Annotated in this window: 11 protein-coding genes; 1 reads left to right on the top strand and 10 read right to left on the bottom strand. The window is 61.1% G+C overall.

Annotation, left to right across the window (positions count from 1 at the left end; all coding sequences use genetic code 11):
- Positions 1–304 precede the first annotated feature (304 nt).
- Positions 305–622, top strand: a complete 318-nt coding sequence (locus G4Z14_RS17390; protein WP_164628024.1) for an H-NS histone family protein — start codon at positions 305–307, stop codon at positions 620–622.
- Between the two features lie 23 nt (positions 623–645).
- Here the strand turns inward: G4Z14_RS17390 and G4Z14_RS17385 are convergent, their stop codons facing one another.
- The 10 genes from G4Z14_RS17385 to G4Z14_RS17340 all read right to left on the bottom strand — a co-directional run bounded on the left by G4Z14_RS17385 (position 646) and on the right by G4Z14_RS17340 (position 10,796).
- Positions 646–1,698: a hypothetical protein gene (locus G4Z14_RS17385; RefSeq protein WP_164628022.1), complete on the bottom strand. Its 1,053-nt coding sequence runs from the start codon at positions 1,696–1,698 to the stop codon at positions 646–648.
- Positions 1,699–1,953: 255 nt separating this feature from the next.
- On the bottom strand, positions 1,954–2,118 hold the full coding sequence (locus G4Z14_RS17380; RefSeq protein ID WP_164628020.1) for a hypothetical protein: 165 nt from the start codon (positions 2,116–2,118) through the stop codon (positions 1,954–1,956).
- 389 nt (positions 2,119–2,507) lie between these two features.
- Positions 2,508–2,981 carry a hypothetical protein gene (locus tag G4Z14_RS17375; protein ID WP_164628018.1) on the bottom strand — a complete coding sequence of 158 codons (474 nt, stop codon included), beginning with the start codon at positions 2,979–2,981 and terminating at the stop codon, positions 2,508–2,510.
- 100 nt (positions 2,982–3,081) lie between these two features.
- Positions 3,082–5,259 (bottom strand): ParB/RepB/Spo0J family partition protein, encoded by a 2,178-nt coding sequence (locus G4Z14_RS17370; RefSeq protein WP_164628016.1) that lies wholly within the window; start codon positions 5,257–5,259, stop codon positions 3,082–3,084.
- Positions 5,260–5,364: 105 nt separating this feature from the next.
- Positions 5,365–6,477: a plasmid replication protein RepC gene (gene repC, locus G4Z14_RS17365; RefSeq protein WP_164628014.1), complete on the bottom strand. Its 1,113-nt coding sequence runs from the start codon at positions 6,475–6,477 to the stop codon at positions 5,365–5,367.
- A gap of 243 nt (positions 6,478–6,720) precedes the next feature.
- Positions 6,721–7,677 carry a plasmid partitioning protein RepB gene (gene repB, locus G4Z14_RS17360; RefSeq protein WP_164628012.1) on the bottom strand — a complete coding sequence of 319 codons (957 nt, stop codon included), beginning with the start codon at positions 7,675–7,677 and terminating at the stop codon, positions 6,721–6,723.
- Entirely contained in the window at positions 7,677–8,876 is a 1,200-nt protein-coding gene (gene repA / locus G4Z14_RS17355; protein WP_164628010.1) for a plasmid partitioning protein RepA, read from the bottom strand. The genes repB and repA overlap by 1 nt, the downstream gene beginning before the upstream one ends.
- 361 nt (positions 8,877–9,237) lie before the next feature.
- Positions 9,238–10,125 carry a recombinase family protein gene (locus G4Z14_RS17350; protein ID WP_164628008.1) on the bottom strand — a complete coding sequence of 296 codons (888 nt, stop codon included), beginning with the start codon at positions 10,123–10,125 and terminating at the stop codon, positions 9,238–9,240.
- Positions 10,126–10,194: 69 nt separating this feature from the next.
- Positions 10,195–10,530: a type II toxin-antitoxin system RelE/ParE family toxin gene (locus G4Z14_RS17345; RefSeq protein ID WP_164628006.1), complete on the bottom strand. Its 336-nt coding sequence runs from the start codon at positions 10,528–10,530 to the stop codon at positions 10,195–10,197.
- A complete protein-coding gene (locus tag G4Z14_RS17340; protein WP_164628004.1) occupies positions 10,527–10,796 on the bottom strand; it encodes a type II toxin-antitoxin system Phd/YefM family antitoxin in 270 nt (89 codons plus the stop codon). The genes G4Z14_RS17345 and G4Z14_RS17340 overlap by 4 nt, the downstream gene beginning before the upstream one ends.
- Positions 10,797–10,848: the final 52 nt, after the last annotated feature.

Below are 10,848 nucleotides of genomic sequence, written 5' to 3'. Positions count from 1 at the left end.
GGGGTGGCGCGGGCAGCCCTGCAAGGGCAACACGGCCCGGCCTGACGCGGGGTTGCGCGCCAGAGGCCGAACAGGCTTAGGGGATTGTCAGTCGAAGGGAGGACGCCGGGGATGGGAGCAACTGGGGGCTCTTGCAGAACCCGCCCTTCCTTGCCGAGGTGACAGGTTTCAAGCCCGTTCAGGCCAACGACCCTGCGGAAGATGTGGCAACACCCCCCTGCCCTATCGCGGTGAACTCCACGGGAGTTGCGGTATCGCAACCGGACGGCTATCCCGGATCGATCATTCTGGACACGAGGGCCCAATGGCTGATTTCAATCTCGAGGCACTGTCGCTCAAAGAACTGCAGCAATTGCAGAAGGACCTCGCCAAGGCGATTTCCACCTACGAGGACCGGCAAAAGGCTGAGGCCCGCGCCAAGCTGGATGCGATTGCCAAGGAAATGGGCTACTCCCTCGCCGATCTGATCGGCGTCGAGGTGAAATCCTCTCGTGCGCCCGCCGTGGCGAAGTACCGTCACCCTGAGAATGCGGCCCTCACCTGGTCGGGCCGGGGCCGGAAACCGCAATGGTTCGCAGACCACATCAACGCCGGCAAAGACCCGAGCGCTCTGGCGGTCTGAAATCGACGCAACGAAGTGCCGGATCAACCTTGGCTTGACGGCTCGGCAACAGGAAACTCGAACCCTGCCACATCGGACTTCGGACCCATCACGCGGGTCGGTAGATTGGGAACTGGCGCGTGACCTCGCTGATGTGCTCTGACCAGAACCACTTTGCCGCTGCGGTAGTGCCGTTCATGCTCGGCAACCCAGTGGCGGATGGGTCCATTCCGCTCGTCTTGTGCCTGACGCTCGAATTCGAGGCGAGCGGTCCTTTCCGTCATGTGCGCAGCAGCCTGAGGACCGATCCGGATCGTCAGATGTGATTTCTGCGCGCCAACGATCCAGGACTTGCCAAACTTCCGGGCAGTCTTCGTGTCTTTGGTGGTGAAGGTCTCGGTTTCCGTGGGAATGATCCCGCCCAGGTCCGGCGAGACCAGCATGGCAAAGAGCGCATAGGGAATGAAAAGGTCATACCCAGTTTCAACCTGATGTACGGTGCGTCGACCGTTGATCATTTCCACCGTATCTCCGCTCCGCACGCAGAAATCGATCATCGAACGGCTCAGTTCAACTTCGACATCGTCATAGTTCAGCTTTCCTGTCGGGGTCCGCTTGACGAGCAAAGCGCATATCGGGTCGACGACTCGTGAACCCTCGCGGCGATGGAACATCGTGATGCGCAGATAGCCCTCGTTGCGGTCATCAAGGAGGTAGCCGCGCAGACCGGTGCCTGCCGGTTTGTTATCGTACCTGGCCACAGGTGAAGCTCGTTCGAAGCGTGCGACGCCCAACTCTCGGTCGTCGAACTCTACCCAAACGACTCCGGCAGGGAGCTTTACCTCACCAAGGATCGCCATGGCCGGCAGACCGGTTTCGGCTGCCTGTTTGGCGACAGCGTCATGAAGCGTATCGGCGTAGGCCGCGGCCAAGTGATCGAGCAGATACACCTTGGCCTGTTGCAGAGCGTCGAGCGCATACTCACGAAATAGCCTCAGGCCCTCGGACGGCGCGAAGTGCCAGACCAAGTCGTCAGTGGGAGCCGATTTGCCCGCCAGCGATGACCCATATAATGAAATCAATGATTTATAGAGCATTCGATGGCACCCTAACCCGACACAGGACAGCTTCCGACGAAGCCCGTCTAAGATCAAGCGGCTTTCATGCAGCCGTCGGTGACGACCGACACTCATGAAGCCGCCGAGGTTGCGAGGCGTATGCTTGCATCCTGTTAGGACAGCCATGCCAACCATTGTTGGCTCATTTTGCCGGTCGGCCGGAACGGTGGACAGGCGAGAGGCCCGGATCGGAGCCTTTGCTCCGACCCTGAGCCCTCTTCGAAACCGTGGGCATCATGCCCACGGGTCGACCTCAGCGATCACCTGAACCTCGTCGCCGTCGATTTCATCGGCGGGGACGGCGCCATAGGTTCCATCCCCTGCTTGGAAGACGACGATCGAGACCATGAGCGTGGCGGCGAGGGAGGCGGCGAAGGCATGAGCATCTTTGCGGGACATCTGTTTCGGCTCCTGTCTTGGAGGCGGGGGACCATCCCCCGCGCGACAGGACCCCGCAGGCCCGAAGACTGGCTGACATCACCGGGTGCGTTCGGGCATGCCCCGAATCCACCTGGCGGCACGGGCTCGCCCGTAGCCCGACCCCTCGCGGGTTGATCTCGAAGACGAGATTCGGGGCAAGGAAGGGAAAGGCGAGCGGGGGGTGGTCCCCCAACGTCAGGAGCCAGTTGTGCCGCGGATGCTTGCGCCCGCCAGCCTCCCGGCCAGTCTCTTGGTGGAAGACCTCCGTCTTGGGGGATGGATCCTTTGGCGCCCCGCGACATCGCGCGACGGGGTTCATGATCGGTGAGAGGCCCGCCCTTCGGCAGGCCCCTCGCGCTTATCCCGGCTCAGGCGGCCAGGTCCGCGCCCCCTGCCCTATCGCCGTGCTCGGCGCCAACGATCTCGAGCCTGGCATTGCGATAGCCCTCCTTCGCGATCCAGAGCTCGGCCGCGGTGATGGATTCCGCCAGATGCAGCAGTTCGGTGTTGCCACCGAAGTCGAGGAGCACGCGGACCTGGCCGGGCTTTGGTTCCTCGGCCACCTCGAAGATCAGCCGGCTGTCGGCCGAATGGCTGCGCATGATGGTGACAAGGATGACGCCATCCGAGGAGAAGTTCCCCTCATGCAGCGTGAAGGAGGCCGGAGCCGTCCAGGTCGGATAGGGCCGGGGCGGTTCCTTCTTCAGGAGGCGGCCGACACCGTTGGAGCGCTCCCAGGCCGCCAGCTTTTTGGTGAACCGCGCAGGCGGCTTCGGACTGCCGTCAGTGTAGCGGATCAGCGCCCCGAGAGGTGCTGTGTCGATGATGATTGTTGCAGACATGATTCCTCATCCAGAATACGAGAATTTGCATTCATCATATTGATATTGCTGTGTTTTGTAGGGAAAGAGGGCGGGTTTCCCCGCCCTCGGATGGCTCAGCTCACTCCGCAGCCATCATCGGAGCGGCGATTTCGGACAAATCGACCGTCAGGAATGCTGGGAGATCGACCTCCTCGGGCTGAACCGCGTCATCCCCCTGCCCTTCTGCGATCTCCTCGCGGTCCAGCGCCACAAGATCGGCGCGGCGCAAGACCTCGGGCAACCAGCCGCTGCCCTTGAGCAGCCGCGCGGCCTCGGTCGCCATCTCGCCCTTCTTCAGGTGGTCGAGGAGCTGAGCGGTTCCCTCCCCCTTCGCCTCGCGCACGGCCTCGAGGATCCGGGCCTTGGGCACGCGGTTGAGATAGCCGTCGACCGTCGGCTCCCAACCGGCCTCGACCATGTCAAGATCGACCGTGCGCGCCACAAGATCGGAATGCGCCATCCGGCGGGTCAGGCCGTTTGCAGAGATCCCTGCACCATAGGGATTCACCTTCTCATGGAGCGCGTTGATCCCGAAGCTGAGGCAATGCGCGAGGAGAGCCAGACGGCTGCCCTGGTCGAGCACCGTCAGATAGTCCCAGAGCGCGGCATCATTGCCGAGGGGCAGATCGGCCTCCCACGCCGCGTGACGCTCGTCGACCAGCTTGGCCACAACGCTGTCCTTCAGATCGGGCGCCTGCGCCGACATGTAGACGTGACGCACCGAGGCCTCGAGGCAGCTGCCCGAGGCATTGGAGGTGCGGAAGGTGTCGGTGACGAGCTTCATCAGAAGGAGCGTCAGCGCCACGTCGGGCGAGCGCCCGATGGCCTCGCGCAGCGCCAGCGTCCGGTGGGCGGTCAGTTCCATGACCAACCGCTCGGGCAGCGGCCTCAGTGCCCCGTCATCCTCATCCTCGGACAGGTCCGCGCCGATCAGCTGACCACCCGAGGTGATGACGGTTCCGCCACCAGACGACGCAGCGGGCTGCCATCCGGAAATACCCGCATCGCCCCCCTGCCCCATCGCATCCGCGTGGGCGTCACGCCCGAGCCGGATCGCGGACTCCTCGCGCGGCTCGTCCTCGGGACGGACGTAGCCGCGGTAGACCGCAAGACCTCCGTCCCGATCCAGCGTCACGAAGACACCCGCACGGGTAACCTCGGTGGGATCGAAGATCAGCGGCCGCTGCTCGATGGCTTCCATCGCCACTTCAAGCTCGCCGAGCCGAGTGTCGATCTCCTCGGGGTATTCGTCTTGGCCCGAGTATTCCTGCTCGAGCGCGCGATACTCCGCGAGCAGCGCTGCATGCGCCGCGCTCTCTTCCTCGCTCATCGGCGCGGAGTCACCCGTCAGGCGGCGCAGCCCGTGGCTGTAGCCATAGGGCAGATCGGTCGAGACCTCGATCCACTTCCAGCCCTCGCCAGCAAGCGCTTCAGCCTCGGTGTGAAGCTTCTCGGCCACCAGCCGGTCAAGCAGGGCAGGGTGCTCGAGCCAGCCACCGTCATCGCCTTGGAAGAGATCGCGCAGCATGCTGCCGCCCGCCGCCTCGTAAGCCTCGATGCCGACGAAGACCGCGCGGCGGTCAGAGGCCCGAACCGCAGTCTCGGTCAGCATGCGCCGGATCGAATAGGGCTCCTTGTTCCAGGAGTTCTTCACCGCGTCCCAGACCTGCACCTGACGCGCGGGATCGGAATTCACGGTGAAGGCCATGAGCTGTTCCAGCGTCATGCCGTCTTCGGCATAGACCTCGAGCAGGGCAGGGGCCACGGAGGCGAGTTTCAGGCGCTGCTTGACGATCTGGGGCGTGACGAAGAAGGCCGCCGCGATCGCTTCCTCGCCCTGACCCTTTTCGCGCAAGGCGACGAAGGCGCGGAACTGGTCGAGCGGGTGCAGAGCGACGCGCTGCATGTTCTCTGCCAGAGAGTCATCCTCGGCAAGGATATCCGACGCGGCGCCCCCGACGATACAGGGGATCGGCGCAGCCTTTGCGAGCCGCTTCTGCTTCACCAGCAGCGACAGCGCCTGAAACCGACGGCCGCCGGCCGGGATTTCGAACATGCCAGTCTCTACACCCCCGGCATCCAGCACGGGCCGGACGTTCAGGCCCTGCAGCAGACCGCGGCGGGCGATGTCCTCGGCCAGTTCCTCGACCGAGACACCGGCATTTATGCGCCGGACGTTGGACTGGCTCAGGACGAGCTTGTCGAAGGGGATGTCCCGCGAAGGGGACAGGGTGACTTTCTGGGCTGGTTTCGCCATCAGATCTTCTCCACGACGGGCGCCGGAAGCCACTCTCCCGATCTTGCTTCCCGTCACCCTCAAACCTTCAATCCTTTCACTCTCGGAACCGGCTGAGCCTGGTCGCTAAGGCTCCGTTGTCCGCGGACAATGCGGTGAGAGACGTGAAGCTTGCCTCACCAGTTGATTGATGAGTTCCCATGGATCAAAGGACTGGCTGCGATTCCCAGAGGTGATCGAGCGGAAATAGGCCCCTAACCTGGCAATTCTGCTCTGCCTTTCCATAAGGCCCCAGATGGTCAATGCGGTCTCGAGAGATCCCAAGCGCCTTTCGGCTGTTTCATAGCAATAGCGGTCGATGCCGATCATTGGTGCCAGTCGTCTTGCGTGAGCTATGACATCCACCGGTGATGAGAGCTTGTCGGTGAGGAACGAGGTTGCTTCTGGACAGGCTTGCGTGAGCTGCTCCAGGTGCAAGCTTCGGTTTGCCGAAGGATGTGTGGGTTCGAGACGGTCAACCTCTTTATCAGTATTTTCTTTTTTTGAGTTATGTTGGTGGCGGACATTTTGGCCGTTGCTGCCGGACATTTCTTCGGTGCTCAGAGGCGTTTCGACGGTGATGTTCTCGAGCGGTTGCATCCGTGCTTCGAGGTCGGTCAAGCAAGATTCGAGCTGATCGACGCTGAGTTGACGACGAAGGATCCGACGAGCTTCGTCAGCGATCTCCGAGAAGCCCAAGTTGGCGAGATGGCGAACGAGGCAGCCGAGTTTTGTGCGCAGATAGTTGGCCCTGTTCATTTCGGCCGCACGTTCCTGAGCCAGTGCGAGCAATCTGTCATAGGCAGAAAAAAGTGGCGCGAGGTTCAGGCCAAAACGTAGCGCTGTGCCCATCAAGGGATCACGTTTTGAATAGCGTTTGCCGTTCGGGCTATCGATGCGGGTCATCAAGCCCAGGGCCACAAGTTCGGCGAGATGTCGCCGCAGGGTTCGATCCGAAATGCCATTGCGGCGAAGGACGAGCGTTGCGTTCGATGCGAAGACCACGTCGTGGGTACGCTTCGGCGGCAAGCAGGAAAGCAGAGCATCTACCGTCGCAACAACGGAAGGACCGAGCCCCAGCCGAGATGCAGCGCGGGACAGGGTTTCCATCAATGTGAAGCGATCAGGTTTTGCATTGTCCACGGACAATGCTTTACTTACCCGCTGCCCAGTGGGTGCGGAGGCATGTTCAAAGGCCATGTTGTTTCACGGCAAACCAAGAGTGTTTGCCCAGACCAAAGGTCGAGCATTTTGCCTTCAGCAGGCAAAAAGGTACCGATCAACCGAATCGGTTGTCTTGACTGGCGTAGAGAGAAGCTGATAAATCTGAAGGTGCGAAGCAACAGATTGGGCTCTCTGGGGGTGACCTTGGAGGGCTCTTTTGTTTCCTCTGGCTGCTGATGTGCTCCCTTGTTGTTGCGTGCTCGATCGGTCGTTGTCGGCTTACTTCGCCGACTTCCAGGCCTCGTAGAGGCGCTGAATCTCTTTTTTCGCGTTGTCCCGCATCCAGTCGGCGAAATCTCCGCTCGAAGCCCGTGCGAACCGAAGCGTCACAGCTCTTGTGGACAATTTCATCTCGCCAATGGGTGTGCCGCTCGCGTCCGTAATGGGTAGGGCAGGGGGGCTGGTCGTCGCCGAAGTTGGCGCAACCAACTTGTTCGCCGCGTCATGCAGAAGACTGAACCGCTCATCCGAAGACAACTCGGGTCTCGACAGCTTCTCGATCAGTGCTTCGAGGTCGATTTCATGATTGCGCGCAAGATCGGCCAATTCCTCCCAGCGACGACGCCCGATGCCGTGGGCGGGGCCAACGAAGCGAATGACCGCCTCGGGAATGGTACGGGTGACCTTCGTCATTCGAGAGAGCATCGGCTTGTCGATGGCTAGCGCATCCAGAATGATCGTTGCATCATAGCCAGAATCTGCCAACTCACTGACAAAGAATGCTTTCTCGACGAAACTCGGGTCGAGCCGCAGGCTGTTTTCCTGGCCTTGCGCCAATATGGCCTGTTCGTCGGTCAAGGTCCGAACCAGTGCTTTGGCCGGCATGCCGATGATCTTCAACGCTTGGAGGCGGCGCCGGCCATAGACGATCCGATACCGCCCGGGACTATCAGGAAGCGGGCGAACCATGATGGGCACTTGCTGGCCGTGCAGGCGAATGCTCTCGGCAAGGTCAGCGACATCAGTGTCCGAAATCACGAGGCGGTCTTTTGGGCCACCGTCGTCAATCAGAGAGGGATCAAGCTCCTTTACGGCATTCGACGACAGGTCCCGCAAAGTTGACTTCACACCTGACATCGTTCCGGTGTTGGGAAACCGAGGGCGCGCTTCGACCGCATCGGCCTCAGCCGGAGCTGGCGGCGGGGGAGGGGGCTGAAAAATGTTTCGACGTGCCATCAGGTCGTCCTCCGTCCCCAGGCTTGCTGGATGATCTTCTCGAATTCATCGGCCATGCCGTTCACGCTTTCCAGGATCCGGTCCAGTGTCTTGCGCACGAGTTGATTGGGATCGAGCTCATAAATCGTCTGTTGTGTCATGCCGGCGTCGGAAATCGCCGTAGACTTCAGCATCGGTGTGGTCAGGACCTGGTCCAGTAGTATCGAGCGCAGGAAACCAGCCATCTGTGCCTGGGGCACGTCTGTGGGTTCATATCGGGCGATCAGGAATTTCAGGAATTTCCAGTCGGTCGGGCCAGTCGATTCTTCCAGTGTGCGGACAGTTTCTCCCGCCATTTCAAGGAATTGTGCCATTGAGGCGACATCCAGCATGCTGGGAACGACGGTTATTAAGAGGCCCGTCGAGGCCAGAAGCGAAGACATGGTAGTGAAGCCAAGCTGTGGCGGGCAATCGATGATGACCAGGTCGTAGTCTTCTTCGATCTCGCCAATCGCGACCGAAAGACGCTGAGTGAATGGTGGCTCCAGCCGATGCTGTAGGGCGTAGGCTGTTTCTGTCTCGTATTCGGACAGGAGCAACCCCGCCGGAACCAGATCGAGGTTATGAAAGTAGGTCTTCCGAACAACTTGGCTCAGCGGCACCGGATCTTCGTAGCGCAGCGCGTCATAGATAGTCCCGGTTTCCGCGAACTCTATCTCAGGACGATAGCCAAACATTGTGGTCAAGCTCGCCTGGGGGTCCATGTCGATTGTCAGGACACGATAGCCGCGCAGCGCATAGCGCTGCGCCAGATGGATGGCTGTCGTCGTCTTGCTGGATCCGCCCTTAAAATTTACGATCGAGATGACCTGCAGACCGTCATGTTCTCGGCGACCGGGCAAATAGGCCTCGCCGTTGCGTCCGGTCTTTGCCATCACATGACGGATCTGATCAATCTCCTCGGCGGAATAGAGACGCCGCCCTCGACCGTCGGTTTCCACATCAGGGAAATCGCCTTCTTGGTGCCGGGTCCGCAGGTTGGACATCGAGATACCGGTGAGTTCGGAAACTTCTGCCGGATGGAACTTGCGCAGCGTCTTTCGGCTTTCAGGCTGAAAGCTATTGCGCATATGGTTGTTCAATGCTTCCGACAACCGTGCGGCATTGGCACTGATAGTGCCTGCGACGGTCCCGGGAGCTGGACTTTCAGTGCTCGCCATAACTTGCCCTCGGTGGCCTCTTGATGGACCATTCTTGATTTCGTCGCGTAAGAGCGTCAAAAGCGAAACCTTGCGACAACTGGAGTGATGGCACGCAACTTATTCCAGAGCAACAAGATTTTGAATGCGCGTTGCGTTCGTGCGTGACACAAGTTCATCAAGACTGCGAACCGGGGCCTCTAAGGCAATGATAACTTGAGAAAATTTGCAGCTCGACTTGCAGTGCGATATCTTGTGATGCCGGAAGACCCCAACACCAGTTGTAGCTTCTGGGTGGCAGCTGGGCGAGTTCTACGTCTCAAAGTGAGTCGGGCAAGGGATTTATGATCGGCGTGAACAAGTATTGTCGGTGGGCGTTTCTCTATAAGTCCACCAACCCCAGCCTCTCCGCTCGTTCCAACAGCATCTTGACCGAGGACGGCTGCCAGCTTGTCCGCCCGCGGGGCGTACGCTCGCGCATCGCTTCCAGCCGGGTGCAAATCGCCTGAAGCGTGATGTCGGGATCTGTACCCTTGATGGCGGCGACGATGGCGGGCAGGCGGTCGTCCGTTTCGCGCCGCCCGGCGCGACCCAGCACCGTTTCGGGCAGGAAGCCGCCGCAGACATAGGCGTTCACCGCGCGGAGAAGCCGACTTTGCGTCCACTGGCGCTCGCGGGGCAGGGCGCCGTTGACTATGCGCAGCACGTCTTCCCAGGCCATGTCGGGCCGCAGGCGGCGCACATTGGGCACCCAGTCCTGCGCCGTCTCGTTCAGCCGTTCCATGTAGCCATCCTGTCGCGCCAACCGCACCTTTCGGAGTGCGGCCGGATCGCGGGCGCGCAGGCCCGGGTTGCCGCCAACCCTGCCTTTGGTCCGTGCGCTGGCCAGCCCAGCCTTGGTGCGTTCGCGGATCAGCGCGCGCTCAAACTCGGCCGCGGCGCCCAGGACCTGCAGGGTGAACTTGCCCTGCGGCGAGGACGTGTCGATCGGATCGGTGAGCGAGCGGAAGAAGGCGCCCTTCGCTTCCAGCCGTTCGATCACCTCGAGGAGATGCGAGAGCGACCGCGCCAGGCGGTCGATGCGCACGACCACCAGCGTGTCACCCTTGCCGATTCGATCCAGCACTCGCGCCAGTACGGGGCGCGCGCGGTTCCCGCCTGATGCTTGCTCCTCATGGATCTCCGCGCAGCCCGCGGATTTCAGGGCCTGCGACTGGGGCAGGGGGGTCTGATCCTCGGTTGAGACGCGCGCATAGCCGATCAGGGGCATCAAAACAGACCGTTTACAATTTCAGATACCATCAATAAACGACCGATTAGCTCCGCGTCCGACGCTTGCTCAGTCGTCCGAGCGCACAATCAACGCCTCGACATCGAGCCCAGCCTCCGCGATCTGCTGGTTGATGTCCATACGGCCATCGAAGATGAACAGGACGAAGGCGGCATCGTCGCGCAGCGTGTAGAAAATGTTGTGACGGCGGCGGAAGATCAGCCGTCGGATGCCGCGCAGAGCATGCCAGACATGGCCAATCTCAGGGTTCGCGCCGATGGCATCCCGGATGAACCGGTCGATGTCGCGCTGAAAACTGTCCGCCAGGCTTTCCGAATAGAGCCGATCATGGTCCCAGATCGCCCAAAGGCAGTCCTCGGCGGCCCGGGTCAGGAAGACCTTCATGCTTCAGGGGGCCGGTTCCGGAAGCGCGCAAGGCGTTGTTCCATCGCGTCATCCGACATCTCGGTGACACGCCCTTCGGCAACATCGGCCAGGCCGGCCGCAACGCCGCGCTCGATGCGCAGGGCAACCAGCTCTTCCCAGTCTGCCACCGAAACCGTGACAGCGACGGGGCGGTCTTTCTTGGTCAGCAAGACGGGTTCACGTTGCGCCGCATCGATGAAGCGGCCGAATTCCTTGCTGGCTAGGGTGGCGGACATGGTTTTCATGGCAGACTCCTGGATCCTTGTTCCGGATTATACGGATATTCCGGATTAAAGA

The sequence above is a fragment of the Tabrizicola oligotrophica genome, assembly GCF_011008935.1.
Taxonomy (GTDB): Bacteria; Pseudomonadota; Alphaproteobacteria; order Rhodobacterales; family Rhodobacteraceae; genus Tabrizicola_A; species Tabrizicola_A oligotrophica.
This window is presented reverse-complemented; position numbering and strand designations above follow the sequence as displayed.